18 protein-coding genes are annotated in these 17,564 nt (G+C 59.6%); 15 read left to right on the forward strand and 3 right to left on the reverse strand.

The window, feature by feature from the left end; translation table 11 throughout:
• On the forward strand, positions 1-71 hold a 71-nt coding region (locus tag HMPREF9538_RS33455; RefSeq protein WP_262383911.1), incomplete at its 5' end, for a hypothetical protein.
• Positions 72-73: 2 nt separating this feature from the next.
• Here the strand turns inward: HMPREF9538_RS33455 and tynA are convergent.
• Together tynA and paaZ are read right to left on the reverse strand one after the other, a co-directional pair.
• Entirely contained in the window at positions 74-2,341 is a 2,268-nt protein-coding gene (gene tynA, locus HMPREF9538_RS01890) for a primary-amine oxidase (RefSeq protein ID WP_009486369.1), read from the reverse strand.
• 476 nt (positions 2,342-2,817) lie between these two features.
• The gene (gene paaZ / locus HMPREF9538_RS01885) at positions 2,818-4,863 is read right to left on the reverse strand and encodes a phenylacetic acid degradation bifunctional protein PaaZ (protein WP_009486371.1); all 2,046 of its coding nucleotides are present in this window, start codon (positions 4,861-4,863) and stop codon (positions 2,818-2,820) included.
• A gap of 286 nt (positions 4,864-5,149) precedes the next feature.
• Between paaZ and paaA the strand changes: the two genes are divergently transcribed.
• The 14 genes from paaA (at position 5,150) to HMPREF9538_RS0128545 (ending at position 16,719) form a co-directional block, all read left to right on the forward strand.
• Positions 5,150-6,079, forward strand: coding sequence for a 1,2-phenylacetyl-CoA epoxidase subunit PaaA (gene paaA, locus HMPREF9538_RS01880; RefSeq protein WP_004176377.1), 930 nt, complete (start codon positions 5,150-5,152; stop codon positions 6,077-6,079).
• Between the two features lie 11 nt (positions 6,080-6,090).
• A complete protein-coding gene (gene paaB / locus HMPREF9538_RS01875) occupies positions 6,091-6,378 on the forward strand; it encodes a 1,2-phenylacetyl-CoA epoxidase subunit PaaB (RefSeq protein ID WP_004224492.1) in 288 nt (95 codons plus the stop codon).
• Between the two features lie 7 nt (positions 6,379-6,385).
• The gene (gene paaC / locus HMPREF9538_RS01870) at positions 6,386-7,141 is read left to right on the forward strand and encodes a 1,2-phenylacetyl-CoA epoxidase subunit PaaC (protein ID WP_020316463.1); all 756 of its coding nucleotides are present in this window, start codon (positions 6,386-6,388) and stop codon (positions 7,139-7,141) included.
• Between the two features lie 11 nt (positions 7,142-7,152).
• On the forward strand, positions 7,153-7,650 hold the full coding sequence (paaD, locus tag HMPREF9538_RS01865; RefSeq protein WP_009486374.1) for a 1,2-phenylacetyl-CoA epoxidase subunit PaaD: 498 nt from the start codon (positions 7,153-7,155) through the stop codon (positions 7,648-7,650).
• A 7-nt stretch (positions 7,651-7,657) separates the two neighbouring features.
• The gene (gene paaE / locus HMPREF9538_RS01860) at positions 7,658-8,728 is read left to right on the forward strand and encodes a 1,2-phenylacetyl-CoA epoxidase subunit PaaE (protein WP_009760645.1); all 1,071 of its coding nucleotides are present in this window, start codon (positions 7,658-7,660) and stop codon (positions 8,726-8,728) included.
• A complete protein-coding gene (gene paaF, locus HMPREF9538_RS01855) occupies positions 8,725-9,492 on the forward strand; it encodes a 2,3-dehydroadipyl-CoA hydratase PaaF (protein WP_009760646.1) in 768 nt (255 codons plus the stop codon). The genes paaE and paaF overlap by 4 nt, the downstream gene beginning before the upstream one ends.
• 2 nt (positions 9,493-9,494) lie before the next feature.
• Positions 9,495-10,283 (forward strand): 2-(1,2-epoxy-1,2-dihydrophenyl)acetyl-CoA isomerase PaaG, encoded by a 789-nt coding sequence (paaG, locus tag HMPREF9538_RS01850; RefSeq protein ID WP_004140117.1) that lies wholly within the window; start codon positions 9,495-9,497, stop codon positions 10,281-10,283.
• Positions 10,284-11,708, forward strand: coding sequence for a 3-hydroxyacyl-CoA dehydrogenase PaaH (gene paaH / locus HMPREF9538_RS01845; protein WP_009760647.1), 1,425 nt, complete (start codon positions 10,284-10,286; stop codon positions 11,706-11,708). It begins immediately after the preceding gene.
• A complete protein-coding gene (paaI, locus tag HMPREF9538_RS01840; RefSeq protein WP_009760648.1) occupies positions 11,698-12,120 on the forward strand; it encodes a hydroxyphenylacetyl-CoA thioesterase PaaI in 423 nt (140 codons plus the stop codon). The genes paaH and paaI overlap by 11 nt, the downstream gene beginning before the upstream one ends.
• A complete protein-coding gene (gene pcaF, locus HMPREF9538_RS01835; protein ID WP_004151578.1) occupies positions 12,120-13,325 on the forward strand; it encodes a 3-oxoadipyl-CoA thiolase in 1,206 nt (401 codons plus the stop codon). Before paaI ends, pcaF begins: the two co-directional genes overlap by 1 nt.
• Positions 13,326-13,351: 26 nt before the next feature.
• Entirely contained in the window at positions 13,352-14,668 is a 1,317-nt protein-coding gene (gene paaK, locus HMPREF9538_RS01830) for a phenylacetate--CoA ligase PaaK (RefSeq protein ID WP_004148224.1), read from the forward strand.
• A 99-nt stretch (positions 14,669-14,767) separates the two neighbouring features.
• A complete protein-coding gene (gene paaX, locus HMPREF9538_RS01825; protein WP_020316482.1) occupies positions 14,768-15,694 on the forward strand; it encodes a phenylacetic acid degradation operon negative regulatory protein PaaX in 927 nt (308 codons plus the stop codon).
• Between the two features lie 9 nt (positions 15,695-15,703).
• Positions 15,704-16,300, forward strand: a complete 597-nt coding sequence (gene paaY, locus HMPREF9538_RS01820) for a phenylacetic acid degradation protein PaaY (protein ID WP_002902883.1) — start codon at positions 15,704-15,706, stop codon at positions 16,298-16,300.
• Between the two features lie 8 nt (positions 16,301-16,308).
• Positions 16,309-16,719 carry a GFA family protein gene (locus HMPREF9538_RS0128545; RefSeq protein WP_024940864.1) on the forward strand — a complete coding sequence of 137 codons (411 nt, stop codon included), beginning with the start codon at positions 16,309-16,311 and terminating at the stop codon, positions 16,717-16,719.
• Between the two features lie 36 nt (positions 16,720-16,755).
• Here the strand turns inward: HMPREF9538_RS0128545 and azoR are convergent, their stop codons facing one another.
• Positions 16,756-17,361 (reverse strand): FMN-dependent NADH-azoreductase, encoded by a 606-nt coding sequence (gene azoR / locus HMPREF9538_RS01815; RefSeq protein ID WP_002902889.1) that lies wholly within the window; start codon positions 17,359-17,361, stop codon positions 16,756-16,758.
• Between the last annotated feature and the right edge of the window lie 203 nt (positions 17,362-17,564).

Genomic DNA, 17,564 nt, shown 5'->3' on the forward strand with positions numbered 1-17,564 from the left:
GGGCGGCGATTGCCGCCGCCGGCCAGCCGGGAAGAGGCGGTAAGATCCTGCTGGATTTCACCGCCGGTTAAGATTACTTTTTCTTTTCGCCCAGAGTAGGGGTTTCGTCAAAGAAGTTCCACGGCTTGAGCAGCGCGTGCGCCCACTCGGTCGGCATGATCGGCCACTCTTCGGCGCGCGCCACGTGGGTGGTGCCGGTGGTGATCCACACGACGTCATCGTGGTTAGTCAGCGACTCATCATCCTTCGCGTACTGGCCCAGGCCGGTATCGTGGGCGGAACGGTTCGGGTATTCCCCTTCCGGATATCGCTCTGTCGGGTGGTAGCGCGTCACCCACAGCTGTTTATCCATAAAGCTCAGGCGATGATATATCCACTCGTCCGGGGCGAATTTGGCGCCGGTCGCCGCCGGGTGCGTGCCGCCGGCGTAAGGGATAATCTGGTATGAGACCGGGTTGCCCATGCGGTTCTCTTTTCTGGTGTTGCTCAGCAGGCGAATGGTGCCAGGGTCGAATTTCTGCGCCGCTTTCTGCTCGCTGTCAATCGTGTACTGATTCACCTGCATAGTACTGGTGCGCGGGCCGCCGGCGGTGTTGGGCTTCACTTCCGGGTCCATCGCCACCAGGGTGTTGTTCTCGCCGTCCACATCGAGGTCGAGGCGGAAGTTATAGATGTGCTGGTGAGTGGTGCCGACAATATTATGGTCGATCAGCGTTCCGTAGCGGGTATCCTCTTTGGCGCTGGGATCATGCATGGTCTTCGCCAGCACGCCTTTCACCGCTTCAATCCCGGTGGCGCCGGCATCGATACCGATGGTGCCGTTGTCGTGGAACACCCAGTCAAAGATATAGTCGTAGTTGCCGACGGTGCTGATCCAGCGCACCACCAGCTCCCGGCGTTCGGTGCTGACGTTGGGTTTGCCCATTTCCAGGTGCTTATATTCCGGCCCGGCATAGCGTTCGAATATGGCCACCGCACCTGGAATAGTGGTCGGTTTGCCGGTGTAATCGGCGATAGTTTCGTCCAGCAGTACCGCATTTGACGGCGCATCTTTACCGCGAACAATCGGCGATGTTAGGGTGCCCATGCCGTAATCGCCGGAGTCCAGATAGGCTTTGAAATACCAGCCGACGTCCGGGTCGCCGTAGGGGACGATCATCCCGCCGAGGGAACCTTCATACATCACCTGGCGTTTTGTGCCGTTATCGTTGTAAGTCACCGTCGAGAGAATGGGCCCGACGCGCGAGTTCAGGCGCAGATGAAAACCCCAGTTCTGCCAGTGAATGGTATCGCCGGTAATGGTGTAGTTTTTGCCTTCCGGTTCGGTTATCTCCAGCGGTTTCACCGCCGGGGCGTTGCGGTCGCGACCATCATACGGACGGGGCTCCATTGGGACCGGGATCACCGGACCTTCTTCGATTTTGATGATTTTCTTCGCTTCAAGGTCGACCACCGCCACCAGGTTTTCAATCGGGTGCGCCCAGTAGTTGCCGTCGCCGGTATCCAGATAACTGACCACCTTCAGCAGACGCGCATCCTGCTGCAGGCCATCTTTGCCATCAAAAAAGCCAACGGTGAGCGGGGTGGTGACCACTTTGCCAGGATCGGTAATACCGTGCTTTTTCAGCACCTCAGCGAATTCGCTGCTGGCATTGATGATGTTCTGCACGCTGACAAAATCATCGAGCAGCACCATCCCGTGGGCGCCTTTGATCGGCGTCCAGGAGAGGATTTTTTTGTTTTGCAGATCGACCACGGCTTCAATGACGTGTTTGCCATCGAGCATCACCACATCGGCAATGCGGGGAGCATCGACCGGCGTTCCCTGCAGGGCAAAGGCCCATACCGCCGCCTTGTCCGGCTCGTGTAAGGAAATCTCAGTAAAGCGGGTATTCGGCTGAAACTCCGGCGCGGCTTTGACAATGGTCACTGCTTCACTGATTTCCGCCGCCGAGAGCGAGTTTAACGGGTGCGGGCGCTTTTCCACCTGGAAGGTCTGATCGAGACCGGACTGGAACACATCGTTGATAAAGGTATCGGAAACCCAGGCTTTACCTTCCTTCATTACCACAGGCACCGGTAGGTCAAGGGATTTACCGTTGACGATCGCCGTTTTGGCGCCGGGCTTTACTTTGACGTAAGCGCCGTCTTTTATCAGGGTGAACATTTGCGCGTAGTCATCCCACTGCACATCGGCGCCGAATTCCTGCAGCGTTTTATCCAGCGGTACCATGTGGGCTTCGCTACCGTGAGCGAAGACCGGTGATTGCCAGGCGCAAACCACCGCCACGGCCAGCGCCAGCGCGGTTTTACGAGGAGAAAATTTCAAGCCGTTTGCCATTGTGACCTCATCTTATTGTTGTGTTGTCTCTTGCCGCTGCGAATGTCGGCTTTGTCATCCTTAAGCTACCAGCCAGCGGCGCCGGGGCGTTTGTTTGCTTTTGCCAGCTTGTTTGTCAGTTTTGCCAGACGGGCGTAAAAAATGCCTCCGCAGAGGCATTGAGTACGTGCGCTGATTTTTTTGCCGGGTGGCGGCTGACGCCTTACCCGGCCTACGGTCCGTGCGGCCTGCCGTTAATTTATTCACCATTCTTGCTGGCCCGAGCCCGGGGGTACAGGGGGCGGCGGCGACTGGCCGCCCCCTGTGCGCTCCCTGCGGCATGACAGGCATAACGTAGACGATTAACCGGGAGCGCAATGTGCGCTGAAGCCACGGATAACATAAAGGACTTCCCGGGGCGAAACCGTTGCAAACCGATTGCAGTATCAATGGCTAAAGGGTCGGCCAACAGAGCGCCAGCGGTCTATTTTTCGCTATCACGCCGGGAAATCTCCCTGTTGACGCGCCACCAGGGTCAGAATGGAATACAGCGCCACCGCCTGCTGGTGCTGGTTGAAAATCTCCACCGCCCATTCCACCACGCCGGTGGCTTTCTCATCGGCGCTGCGCTGACGTTTGACCGTTTTCCGCTTACAGGTGAGGCGAACCTGAATGGTGTCGCCCGGTTTGACCGGCTCAATAAAGCGCAGGTTTTCCATCCCATAGTTGGCGATAACCGGCCCGACGCCGGCATCGACGAACAGCCCGGCCGCGGCGGAGATCAGGAAATAGCCGTGGACCACCCGCTCGCCAAAAATCGACTCGGCGGCGGCGATTTTGTCCATATGCGCGTAGAAATGATCGCCGCTCAGGCAGGCGAAGGTAACGATATCCGCTTCGGTCAGGGTTCGGCGCGGGGTTAATAAGCTGTCGCCAGGCTGAATCTCTTCGAAATATTTGCGGAACGGGTGAATACGGTCTTCGTTCACCTGGGCGCCGCGCACCCACTGTTGACCGATGGTCGCCAGCATCGTTGGGCTGCCCTGGACCGCGGTACGCTGCATATAGTGTTTCACCGAACGCAGCCCGCCAAGCTCTTCTCCGCCGCCAGCGCGGCCGGGGCCGCCGTGCACCAGCTGCGGCAACGGCGAACCGTGGCCGGTTGATTCTGCGGAGGATGCTTCATTCAGTATCTGAATACGGCCATGGGCGCGGGCGGCGCCGAGGATAAACTCACGCGCCAGCTCGCCGCTGGCGGTGACCAGCGTCCCCGCCAGACTGCCGCCGCCGGCGCGCGCCAGCGTCAGCGCATGCTGGCGGTCGCGATACGGCATCAGCGTCGCCACCGGACCAAAAGCTTCAATGGCGTGAACCGCCGGCGTTTCATCCGGCTGTGAGCAGTACAACAGGGTCGGCGGGAAAAATGCGCCGGCCGCGCTGAGGTCCGCCTCTCCACCGAGCAGTACTTCGCAGCCAGCGGCTATCAGCTTATTGACGCTCTCCTGTACGTCCTGACGCTGTTCGCTATTAACCAGGGCCCCCATCTTAACGCCCTCCTGCGCAGGGTCACCGACGGTTACTTTATGCAGGCGGGAGATCAGTGCATCGCTAACCGCATTAATCTGAGCCAGTGGCACAATGATTCTGCGGATAGCGGTACATTTTTGCCCGGCTTTCGCCGTCATCTCGCGGACCACTTCCCGAATAAACAGCGCGAATTCCGGTTGCTCCGGAGTGACGTCTTCGCCTAACACGCAGCAGTTGAGTGAATCTGCTTCCATGGTAAAGGGAATGGATTTGGCTACCAGGTTAGGGTGCGCCCGTAGCTGCTGGCCGGTGGCGGCTGACCCGGTAAAGGTAACCACGTCCTGGCTATCGAGGTGGTCGAGCAGATCGCCCGCGCCGCCGCAAATCAGGCTGATGGCGCCCTCCGGCACCAGGCCGCTGTCGACAATCGCTTTCACCATTGCCTGGGTGAGCTGGGCGGTAGCGGTTGCCGGTTTAATGATAGCCGGCATACCGGCAAGCCACGTGGGCGCCAGTTTTTCCAGCATTCCCCAGCAGGGGAAGTTGAAGGCGTTGATATGGACGGCGACGCCTGATTTTGATGTCAGCACATGACGCGCGGCAAAACCGCCCTGTTTGGAGAGCGGGATGAGCTCGTCTTCCGGCCACAGGATATCGTCCGGTAATTCTCGACTACCGAGCCCGGCATAGGTGAAAAGGGTACCGATACCGCCTTCAATATCCACCCAACTGTCGGCGCGAGTGGCGCCGGTTTGCGCGGAGATGGCGTAGAACTGGTCTTTCTGCTCCAGCAGGTGTTTCGCCACCGCTTTCAGCATCGCGCTGCGTTCAATAAAGGTCATCGCCTGCAGGGCTTTACCACCGCGCTCAATCGCGAAGCGGCGCGCCTGCGCCATATCCAGGCCTTCACTGGTCACCTCCCAAAGCGCCGCGCCGGTGATGGCGTGATGGATAGTACGGGCGCGGCCCCGGCCGGTCTGCCAGGCGCCGGATAAGTAGCTGGCTAACTGCTGCATCGCAAATCTCCAAATGTGTTACGTGTGATATCTATAAATAGTTCTTTTATGAATCATAAAATGCAAGCCCGTATTTAATAAATTATTAACATTGTGATCGCGATGGCGTTACGTCTTATGCTTAACTTACTGTATTAATTGTGGTTTACAAAAGGTTTTGCGGAGATTATCACAAAAAGAGCAAACAAAATTTGTGGTTTTATTTAACCAATATGTAACCTTCAATAAACAAAGTGATTCACATAAATGTTTTTGTTGTGAATATCGGAATCATAAAGGTGATGACGTGACAGAAGAACAACGCTTTGACCAGCGCATCGCGCAGGAAACGGCCATCGAACCGCAGGACTGGATGCCGGATGCCTACCGTAAGACCTTGATTCGGCAGATAGGCCAGCACGCGCACTCGGAGATCGTCGGCATGCTGCCGGAAGGCAACTGGATCACCCGCGCGCCGACGCTGCGCCGCAAAGCGATCCTGTTGGCTAAGGTACAGGATGAGGCTGGACACGGGCTGTATCTCTATAGCGCCGCGGAAACCCTTGGCTGCGCCCGGGAAGACCTGTATCAGAAGATGCTCGACGGGCAGATGAAATACTCCTCCATTTTTAACTACCCGACCCTCAGCTGGGCGGATATCGGCGTGATCGGCTGGCTGGTCGATGGCGCGGCCATCGTCAACCAGGTGGCGCTGTGCCGGACCTCCTACGGCCCCTATGCCCGGGCGATGGTCAAAATCTGCAAAGAAGAGAGCTTTCACCAGCGTCAGGGATTTGAAGCCTGCATGGCGCTGGCGCAGGGCAATGACGCGCAGCGGCAGATGCTGCAGGACGCCATTAACCGCTTCTGGTGGCCGGCGCTGATGATGTTTGGCCCCAACGACGACAACTCGCCGAACAGCGCCCGCAGCATGGCGTGGAAAATCAAACTGCACTCCAACGACGAGCTACGTCAGCGCTTCGTCGATAACACCGTGCCGCAGGTAGAGATCCTCGGTATGACCGTCCCGGACCCGGATTTGCAGTTTGATGAAGCCAGCGGCCACTACCGCTTCGGCGAAATCGACTGGCAGGAATTTAACGAGGTGATTAGCGGCCGTGGCATTTGCAATCACGAGCGGCTGGCCGCCAAGCGTAAGGCCTGGGAAGAGGGCGAGTGGGTGCGCGAAGCCGCGCTGGCCCATGCGCAAAAACAGCAGGCCCGCAGCGCGGCATGAGGAGAGACAACATGAGCAAAGTTTACTGGCCGTTATATGAAGTGTTCGTTCGCAGCAAACAGGGGTTATCCCATCGTCACGTCGGCAGTCTGCACGCCGCCGATGATCAAATGGCGCTGGAGAATGCCCGCGATGCCTATACCCGCCGCAGCGAAGGCTGCTCAATTTGGGTGGTGAAGGCCAGCGAAATCGTTGCTTCGCAGCCGGAAGAGCGCGGCGAATTCTTCGACCCGGCGGAAAGCAAAGTCTACCGTCATCCGACTTTCTATACCGTGCCGGATGGCATGGAACATATGTGAGGCGGCGATGAATATCCCTAACCCCGTAGCCACCTACGCCCTGCGGCTTGGCGACAATGGTCTGGTTCTGGCCCAGCGTTTAGGCGCCTGGTGCGGCCATGCTCCCGAGCTCGAGATCGATCTTGCGCTGGCCAACATCGGCCTCGACCTGCTCGGCCAGGCGCGCAATTTTTTAAGCTATGCCGCCGAGCTTAACGGCTGCGGCGACGAAGATACGCTGGCTTTTGGTCGCGATGAGCGCCAGTACAGCAACCTGCTGCTGGTGGAGCAGCCAAACGGCAATTTTGCCGACACCATCGCCCGCCAGTTCTTTATCGATGTCTGGCACGTCGCCCTGTACAGCCGGCTGGTGGACAGCCGCGACGCGCAGCTGGCGGCCATTGCCGCCAAAGGGCTGAAAGAGGTGCGTTACCACCTGCGCTTCAGCCGCGGCTGGCTGGAGCGTCTGGGTAACGGCACCGAGTTATCAAATCGCAAAATGCAGCAGGCGGTCGACAATCTGTGGCGCTTCACCGGCGAACTGTTCCTTGCCGATGAAGTGGAGCTCAGCCTGGTTGAGCAGGGTATTGCGGTTGATCCGCGTGAGCTTCAGGCCGAATGGCAAAGCGCGGTACACACGGCGCTGCTCGACTCCGGCTTACAGATCCCGCAGGAAGCGGCCTTCCGCAGCGGCGGCAAACAGGGGCTGCACAGTGAACATCTCGGCCCGCTGCTGGCGGAGATGCAATATCTGCAGCGTTCGCATCCCGGACTGCAGTGGTAAGTGAGGTGACTATGCAACGTCTTGCCGATATCGCTCCTGCAGAGGTTCGCACCATCTGGGGATTATTAAGCGCGATCCCGGATCCGGAAGTGCCGGTACTCACCATCACCGACCTCGGTATGGTACGCAGCGTCGCGCGCCATGGCGACGGCTGGGTGATTGGCTTTACCCCGACCTATTCGGGCTGTCCGGCGACGGAGCATCTGCTGGGGGAGATCCGCGCGGTCATGAGCGAGCATGGTTTTCAGCCGGTACATATCGTCCTGCAGCTGGATCCGCCGTGGACCACCGACTGGATGAGTCAGGATGCCCGCGAGCGCCTGCGCCAGTACGGCATCAGCCCGCCCCAGGGGCACGCCTGCCATGCGGATATGCCCGCTGAGGTGAGCTGTCCGCGCTGCGGCAGCGCCCATACCTCGCTGATTAGCGAATTCGGTTCCACGGCCTGCAAAGCGCTCTATCGCTGCGACAGCTGCCGGGAACCTTTTGATTACTTTAAATGTATTTGAGGTTGCCATGACGACGTTCTATTCGCTTAAGGTGGCGAGAGTCGAGCCGGAAACCCGCGATGCGGTGACCATCACTTTTGCGATCCCGCAAGCCCTGCAGGCGGAATACTGTTTTCGCCCGGGCCAGCATCTGACGCTAAAAGCCCGTCTGGGCGGCGAAGAACTGCGCCGCTGTTACTCCATTTGTCACAGCCGCACGCCCGGCGAAATTAGCGTCGCGGTCAAAGCTATCGACGGCGGGCGCTTTTCGCGCTACGCCCAGCACGATATCCAGCAGGGTATGGAGCTGGAAGTGATGGTGCCGCAGGGGCATTTCGGTTATCAACCGCAGGCTGAACGGCAGGGTGAATATCTGGCGATTGCCGCCGGTTCCGGGATCACGCCGATGATGGCGATCATGAGCGCGACGCTGGCGACCGAGCCGCAAAGCCGCTTCACGCTGATCTACGGCAACCGCAGCAGCCATAGCATGATGTTCCGCCAGGCGCTGGCCGATTTAAAAGACCGCTATCCGCAGCGCCTGCAGGTGATACACCTGTTTAGCCAGGAGTCGATGGACAGCGATCTGCTACAGGGGCGCATTGACGGCGACAAACTGCGCCAGCTCGCTGACCATCTGCTGGATTTCAGCCGTTTCGACGAGGCTTTTATCTGCGGCCCGGCGGCGATGATGGATGAGGCGGAAGCGGCGTTACGTGAACTTGGCGTAGCGGAGAAATCGATTCATCTCGAACGCTTTAATACCCCAGGCGGCAATGTGAAGCGCGCCGCCGGCGTGCAGGCGGAAGGGCGCACGGTGACCATCCGCCAGGACGGGCGCGATCGGCTTATCGCCCTCAGTGCCGAAGACGACAGCATCCTGGATGCCGCATTGCGTCAGGGCGCCGATCTGCCGTTCGCCTGTAAGGGCGGGGTATGCGCCACCTGTAAATGCAAAGTGCTGCGCGGTGAAGTGGCGATGGCCGCCAATTACAGCCTGGAAGCAGATGAGCTGGCGGCGGGCTACGTGCTGAGCTGCCAGTCGCTGCCGACCAGCGGCGATGTGGTGGTCGACTTTGACGCGCGGGGGATAGCATGAGCGACCTTCTGATCCACCGTCATGGCCGGGTGCTACAGCTAACGCTAAACCGCCCGCAGGCCCGCAACGCGCTGAACAATGCCTTATTAACCCAGATTGCCGAGGCGCTGGAGGCGGCGGCAGTTGATGACAGCGTCGGCGTCTGCGTTATTCGCGGTAACGCGCGTTTTTTCGCCGCCGGGGCTGACCTCAATGAAATGGCGGAAAAAGATCTTCCTGCCACCCTGGATGATATTCGCCCACGGTTATGGGGGCGAATTGATGCCTTTACTAAACCGCTCATCGCTTCGGTCAACGGCTACGCCCTCGGCGCCGGCTGCGAGCTGGCCCTGCTGTGCGACCTGATTGTCGCCGGGGACAACGCCCGCTTTGGCCTGCCGGAAATTACCCTCGGCATAATGCCGGGCGCGGGCGGCACCCAGCGGCTGATCCGCAGCGTTGGCAAGGCGCTGGCCAGCCGGATGGTGCTGAGCGGCGAGAGTATTGACGCCCGCCAGGCGCAGCAGGCCGGGCTGGTCAGTGATATCCATCCGGCGGCGTTAACCGATGAGTATGCCCTGAAACTGGCAACCACCATTGCCCGCCATTCGCCGCTGGCGCTACGGGCGGCAAAACAGTCGCTGCGCCTGTCGCAGGAAGTCAGCCTGCAGGCCGGTCTACAACAGGAGCGCCAGCTGTTTAGCCTGCTGAGCGCCACCGAGGACCGCCGCGAAGGCATCGACGCCTTCTTACAAAAACGTACCCCGGAATTTAAAGGACGCTAATCGTGGAAGCTTTCATTCTCAGCGCAGTGGAACAGGGCGTCATGACCATTACCCTCAATCGCCCGGACCGCCTCAACAGTTTTAACGATCTGATGCATCACCAGCTGGCGGAATGTCTGAAGCAGGCCGAGCGCGATGATGGCGTGCGCTGCCTGCTGATCACCGGCGCCGGCCGCGGTTTTTGCGCCGGCCAGGATTTGAACGACCGCAATGTCGACCCCAGCGGCCCGCCACCGGATCTCGGCATGTCGGTAGAACGCTTTTACAACCCACTGGTACGCCGTCTGGCGGCGCTGCCGAAACCGGTCATCTGCGCGGTTAACGGCGTGGCCGCCGGCGCGGGCGCTACCCTGGCGCTGGGCTGCGATATCGTGCTGGCCGCGCGTTCGGCCAAATTTGTGATGGCGTTCAGCAAGCTCGGCCTGGTGCCGGACTGCGGCGGCAGCTGGTTCCTGCCGCGGGTGGCCGGCCGTGCGCGCGCGATGGGGCTGGCGCTGCTGGGCGACAGCCTCAGCGCGGAACAGGCCGCGCAGTGGGGGATTATCTGGCAACTGGTGGACGATTCAGAACTGGCGGATACCAGTCTGCAACTGGCGCGCCATCTGGCGGCGCAACCGACGTTTGGTCTTGGGCTGATTAAAAAGGCGCTGCTGGCCTCTGAAACCAACAGTCTCGACGCGCAGCTGGACCTGGAGCGCGATTATCAGCGTCTGGCCGGGCGCAGCGATGATTACCGCGAAGGGGTCAGCGCGTTTCTGGCCAAACGGCCACCACAGTTCAGCGGGAAATAGATGATGACGACATCCTTAGCCACCGTGGCGGTGATCGGCAGCGGCACCATGGGAGCCGGCATCGCCGAAGTGGCTGCCGCCGCCGGGCATCCGGTGCGTATTTTTGATATTAACCCTAAGGCTGTAGACCTGGCGATAGAGGGTATCGCCGGGCGTCTGGCGTCACGCGTTGCGCGGGGCAAACTGGCGTCAGAGCAGGCCGATGCGCTGCTGGCGCGCCTGCATCCGGCCCACGATTTAGCCGCGCTTGCCGATGCGGATTTAGTGATCGAAGCGGCCTCTGAACGGTTGGAGGTCAAAACGGCGCTGTTCACGCAGCTGGCGGAGATCTGCGCGCCGTCAACGCTGTTGACCAGTAATACCTCGTCTATTTCGATTACCGCTATCGCCGCCGGGGTCAAAAACCCGGAGCGGGTGGCCGGACTGCACTTTTTTAATCCGGCGCCGGTGATGAAGCTGGTCGAGGTGGTGAGTGGTCTTGCGACCTCCACAGAAGTGGTGGAGCAGCTGTGCCAGTGCGTAAGCGGCTGGGGGAAACAGCCGGTGCGCTGCCGCTCAACGCCCGGTTTTATCGTTAACCGCGTAGCGCGTCCGTTCTACGCTGAGGCCTGGCGGGCGCTGGAAGAGCAGGTCGCCGCCCCGGAGGTTATCGATGCCGCTTTGCGTGACGGCGGCGGTTTTCCGATGGGACCGCTGGCGTTGACGGACCTGATTGGCCAGGACGTCAACTTCGCCGTGACCTGTTCGGTGTTTAACGCCTTCTGGCAGGACCGCCGCTACCTGCCATCGCTCCTCCAGCAAGAGCTGGCGCTGGCCGGGCGGCTAGGTAAAAAGAGCGGCCACGGCGTCTATCGCTGGCCCGTTGAGACACTGCCGGACGCGGTGCTACCGCCGGTAATGATGGGTGCTGAATCCGTTACCGTCAGAAGTGACAATGTCACTGAATTAGACGATGTCTTGCTGCTGGAGACCGAAGGCGAGACCGCCCTGGCGCTGAGTATTAAGCATCACCGCCCGGTGGTGGTGTATGACCTGTGCGCCAGCGATACGGTGGTGCTGGCCGCAGCGGCAACCAACGCGCCTGCGGCCACTGATAAGGCCGTGCATTACTTCCAGCAGCAGGGCAAGAAAGTGCTGCGTATTGCCGATTATCCCGGCCTGCTGGTGTGGCGCACGGTGGCGATGCTGATTAACGAAGCGCTGGATGCGGTGCAAAAAGGCGTCGCCAGCCCGCAGGATGTCGATACCGCGATGCGCCTTGGCGTCAACTATCCGCATGGCCCGCTGGCATGGGGAGAACGCCTTGGCTGGCGGCGGGTGCTGCAACTGCTGGAGAACCTGCAACACCATTATGGCGAGGAGCGCTATCGCCCCAGTTCCCTGCTGCGCCAGAAGGCGCTGATGGAGAAGCACCATGAGCAATGATCCGTGGCGCAACGCGCGCGTGATGTACGAAAAAGATACCTGCGCCAGAAAGATGGGGATCGAACTTATCGAAATGGACGACGGTTTTGCGCAGATGAGTATGACCGTCTCGGCGGACATGCTTAACGGCCATCAAACCTGTCACGGTGGTCAGCTATTTACGCTTGCCGATACCGCTTTCGCCTACGCCTGTAACAGCCAGGGGCTGGCGGCGGTGGCCTCGGCGGCAAGCATTGATTTTCTTCGTCCGGCGTTTGCCGGCGACCGGCTGGGCGCCACCGCCAGAGTCAAACAGCAGGGCAAACTGACCGGCGTCTACGACATTGAAATTGTTAATCAACAGCAAAAGATTGTGGCCCTGTTCCGCGGCAAATCGCACCGCATCGGCGGCACAATCACGGGAGACGTGTAATGCGCGACGCCTTTATTTGTGACGGGATCCGTACGCCGATTGGCCGCTACGGCGGCGCGCTGGCCAGTGTGCGCGCTGACGACCTGGCGGCAATCCCGCTGCGTGAGCTCCTGAGTCGTAATCCCGGGCTCGACCCGGCAGCAATTGATGATGTGATTTTCGGCTGTGCGAATCAGGCCGGGGAAGATAACCGCAACGTGGCGCACATGGCGACGTTGTTGGCCGGTTACCCGCATACCGTGCCGGGCACCACGATTAACCGCCTGTGCGGATCGGGTCTGGATGCCATCGGCTTTGCCGCCAGGGCGATCAAAGCCGGCGATGCCGATCTGCTGATTGCCGGCGGCGTGGAATCGATGTCGCGTGCGCCTTTCGTGATGGGAAAAGCCAGCGCGCCGTACCAGCGTCAGGCGGAACTCTTTGATACCACGATTGGCTGGCGTTTTGTGAACCCGCTCATGGCGCAACACTTCGGAACTGACAGCATGCCGGAAACGGCCGAGAATGTAGCTGAATTGTTAAATATCAGCCGAGCCGATCAGGACGCTTTCGCCTGGCGCAGCCAGCAGCGCACGGCGCAGGCCCAGCGCGACGGCATTCTGGCGCAGGAGATTGTGCCGGTGCAGATTGTCGGCCGGAAAGGGGCGGTTAGCGACGTGCGCGAGGACGAGCATCCGCGCCCGGAAACCACGCTTGAGCAGCTGGCGAAACTGAAAGCGCCGTTCCGCCAGGGCGGCGTCATTACTGCGGGCAATGCTTCAGGCGTCAACGATGGCGCCGCGGCGCTGATCATCGCCAGCGAACAGCAGGCCGCTATCCAGGGGCTCACGCCGCGGGCGCGTATCGTGGCGATGGCGACGGCGGGTGTCGAACCGCGCCTGATGGGACTGGGGCCGGTACCGGCGGTGCGTAAAGTGCTGGAGCGGGCGGGACTCAATATTAACGATATGGATCTGATTGAGCTGAATGAGGCCTTCGCCGCCCAGGCGCTGGGGGTGCTCAGACAGCTCGGCGTGCCGGACGATGCGGCGCACGTGAATCCCAACGGCGGCGCCATCGCGTTAGGCCATCCGCTGGGCATGAGCGGCGCGCGGTTAGCGCTGAGCGCCAGCCTTGAGCTGCAACGCCGGGGCGGGCGCTATGCGCTGTGTACGATGTGTATTGGCGTGGGTCAGGGCATTGCCATGATCCTCGAGCGAGTGTGAGCTAATTTACCTGCGAGTACCCTACAATGATAACTACTACAAAATTAGATCCGATTGAAACCGCATCGCGTGACGAACTGCAGGCCCTGCAAACCCAGCGCCTGAAATGGACGCTGAAGCATGCGTACGAAAATGTGCCGATGTATCGCCGCAAATTCGACGCCGCCGGCGTGCACCCTGACGACTTTCGGGAATTAAACGATCTGCAAAAATTCCCCTGTACCACCAAACAGGATCTGCGCGACAACTATCCCTTCGATACCTTCGCGGTGCCGATGGAGCAGGTGGTGCGCATTCACGCCTCTTCCGGCACCACCGGCAAACCGACGGTGGTGGGGTATACGCAAAACGATATTGATAACTGGGCCAATATTGTCGCCCGTTCGCTGCGCGCGGCCGGTGGTTCAGCAAAAGATAAAATTCACGTCGCCTACGGCTACGGCCTGTTTACCGGCGGCCTTGGCGCGCACTACGGCGCGGAACGTTTGGGCGCGACGGTGATCCCGATGTCCGGCGGACAGACCGAAAAACAGGCGCAGCTGATCCGCGATTTCCAGCCGGATATGATCATGGTGACGCCGTCCTACTGTCTGAATCTGATTGAAGAGCTGGAGCGCCAGATGGGCGGCGATGCCCGCGGCTGTTCATTGCGGGTCGGCGTCTTTGGCGCTGAGCCGTGGACGCTGGCGATGCGCGCGGAAATCGAGCGCCGGCTGGGGATCACCGCCCTGGATATTTACGGTTTGTCGGAAGTCATGGGACCGGGCGTAGCGATGGAGTGTCTGGAAACCGTTGACGGCCCGACTATCTGGGAAGACCACTTCTTCCCGGAAATCGTCAACCCGGACGACGGTACGCCGCTGGAAGATGGCGAGCATGGTGAGCTGCTGTTTACCACCCTGACCAAAGAAGCGCTGCCGGTGATCCGCTATCGTACCCGCGATCTGACGCGCCTGCTGCCGGGAACCGCGCGGACCATGCGCCGCATGGATCGCATCAGCGGACGCAGCGACGATATGCTGATTATCCGCGGGGTTAACGTCTTCCCCTCGCAGCTGGAAGAGGAGATCCTCAAGTTTGAACATCTGGCGCCGCACTATCAGTTAGAGGTCAATCGCCGCGGTCATCTGGATTCGCTGGCGGTGCGCGTTGAGCTGAAAGAGAGCGGGCTGGCGCTGAGTCATGAACAACGCTGCCAGATTTGCCATCAGTTGCGTCACCGCATTAAGTCGATGGTCGGGATCTCCACCGATATTACTATCGTCAACTGCGGCAGCATTCCGCGCTCGGAAGGGAAAGCCTGTCGGGTATTCGACCTGCGAAAAGCGGTGGTTAGCGGTTAATCCTCTCCCCGATAACCCGGCTGAGGCCTTTACGCCGTAAGCCGGGAATTTCCTGTGCTATGATTCATAAAGGAAAAATATAACAACAGAATGAATCAGATGAGTAAACTCGACGCCTTTATTCAACAAGCGGTGACGGCGATGCCCATCAGCGGCACGTCATTAATTGCCTCGCTGTATGGCGACGCTTTATTACAACGCGGTGGGGAAGTGTGGCTGGGCAGCGTCGCGGCGCTGCTGGAAGGATTAGGCTTCGGCGAGCGCTTCGTACGCACCGCGCTGTTTCGCCTCAATAAAGAAGAGTGGCTTGATGTTGTCCGCATCGGCCGGCGCAGCTTCTATCGCCTGAGTGATAAAGGGCTGCGCCTGACCCGGCGCGCGGAGCATAAAATTTATCGCGCCAGTGCCCCGGAATGGGACGGTACCTGGCTGCTGCTGCTTTCGGAAGGCCTGGAGAAAAATGTGCTCGCCGACGTTAAAAAGCAGCTGCTGTGGCAGGGGTTTGGCGCGCTGGCGCCGAGCCTGCTGGCCTCGCCGTCGCAAAAGCTGGCCGATGTCCAGTCTCTGCTCCACGAAGCGGGCGTCGCCGAAAACGTCATCTGTTTTGAAGCCCATTCGCCGCTGGCGCTCTCCAGAGCGGCCCTGCGCAGCCGGGTGGAGGAGTGCTGGCATCTCACCGAACAAAATGAGATGTACGAGGCGTTTATCGCCTTGTTCCGTCCTCTACTGCCGCTGCTGCGCGACTGCGACCCGTCAGAGTTGACGCCGGATCGCTGTTTCCAGATCCAACTGCTCCTTATCCATTTCTATCGCCGGGTGGTGCTCAAAGACCCGCTGCTACCGGAAGAGCTCCTGCCGGCGCATTGGGCAGGGCAAACCGCCCGCCAGCTGTGTATCAATATTTATCAACGCGTGAGTCCCGGCGCGCTGGCGTTCGTCAGCGAGAAAGGTGAGAGCTCGGTGGGCGAGCTCCCGGCGCCGGGTCCGCTCTATTATCAGCGCTTTGGCGGTTTGCCGGGCGCATAAGGAGGTTGCATGCCGATATATCAGATTGATGGACTGACGCCGGTGGTGCCGGAGGAGAGTTACGTTCACCCGACCGCGGTGTTGATTGGCGACGTGATCCTCGGCAAAGGGGTCTATGTTGGGCCCAACGCCAGCCTGCGCGGCGACTTCGGGCGCATCGTGGTCAAAGACGGCGCCAATATTCAGGATAACTGCGTGATGCATGGCTTCCCCGGCCAGGATACGGTGGTGGAAGAGGAGGGCCATATCGGCCACGGCGCTATTCTGCACGGCTGCGTGATTGGCCGCAACGCGCTGGTGGGCATGAGTGCGGTGATTATCGACGGGGCGGTCATTGGCGAAAACAGCATTGTCGGCGCTTCGGCCTTTGTCAAAGCCAACGCCGAGATGCCCGCCAACCATCTGATTATCGGCAGCCCGGCAAAAGCGATTCGCACCCTGAGCGAACAGGAGCTGGCGTGGAAAAAACAAGGTACCCGTGAATACCAGGCGCTGGTGGAACGCTGTAAGCAGACGCTGCACCAGGTGGAGCCATTACGGGAAGTCGAAGCAGGGCGTAAGCGGCTGGCGTTTGATGAAAACCTGCGGCCAAAAGCCGCCACCTGAGGGGTAAAATTATGGCAGAGAAATTATCCGCGCACTGTCACTGCGGTGCGGTGGCGTTTACCGTGGAACTCAGCGACGGCTTCAACACCGTTCGGCGCTGTAACTGCTCATATTGTCGCATGCGTGGGGCGGTCGCGGTCTCTTCGCCGCGTTCAGGAATAGAGGTGGTACGCGGAGGGGATAAGCTCACAGAGTATCGCTTTAATACAGGGGAAGCCGTGCACTTTTTCTGCTCGGTATGCGGGATCTACACCTTTCATCAACGGCGATCAAACCCACAGCAGTATGGGGTGAATGTGGCCTGCATTGACGGCGTTTCGCCTTTCGATTTCCCTTGCGTGGAGGTCAACGACGGCGTGAATCATCCAAAGGATGGCGGCGGAGGCGTGGTGGGGTATTTACGCTACGAGAAAAAGTAAAACTCTCCTCCCGCAGGAAGCGAGAGGAGTGAAATATTAGGCTGCAACCACGCTGTCGATGGCCGCTTTCGCGTCAGACTGCGCTTTGGCCGCGACTTCCGGGCCGTAAGCGATACCTTCGGCGAACACAAAGTTCACGTCGGTGATGCCGATGAAGCCGAGGAAGGTGGACAGGTACGGGGTGACCAGGTCGGTCGGAGTATCTTTATGGATACCGCCGCGGCTGGTAACGACGACCGCGCGTTTACCGGTTACCAGACCTTCCGGCCCTTTCTCGGTGTAGCGGAAGGTGACGCCGGCGCGAGCCACCAGGTCGAAATAGTTTTTCAACTGCGTCGGGATGTTGAAGTTGTACATCGGCGCAGCGATAACAATCACATCGTTGCCTTTCAGTTCGGCGATCAGCTCGTCGGAAAGGGCCAGCGCTTCCTGCTGACGCGGAGTCAGCGGCGCGTCGCTCGGACGCAGGGCGCCAACCAGTTCGCCATCCAGAACCGGGATCGGATTGGCGGCCAGGTCACGCACGGTGATCTCATCGCCAGGGTGTTTTTCCTGCCATTGTTCAACAAAATAGTCGGAAAGCTGACCAGATTGTGAGTACCCTGCCAGAATACTGGATTTCAGAACTAATACTTTGCTCATGGGTGTTTCCTTTTTTTAATGTGATTGACGGGTCAATGCCTTGGTGCTTGTTGACACTGTATTCACAATCGCGCCACAGAGATAGCGCAATATATCGAATCCTATGTTCAGATTTTTTGAACAAGGCACGAATGACACAGATGTGGTACTCTAAGGCAATACTTCAAAAGAGATTTTCCCGGCAGAGCTCTGCCCGATTACGC

Source organism: Klebsiella sp. MS 92-3 (assembly GCF_000195655.1).
GTDB classification, from domain to species: domain Bacteria; phylum Pseudomonadota; class Gammaproteobacteria; order Enterobacterales; family Enterobacteriaceae; genus Klebsiella; species Klebsiella pneumoniae.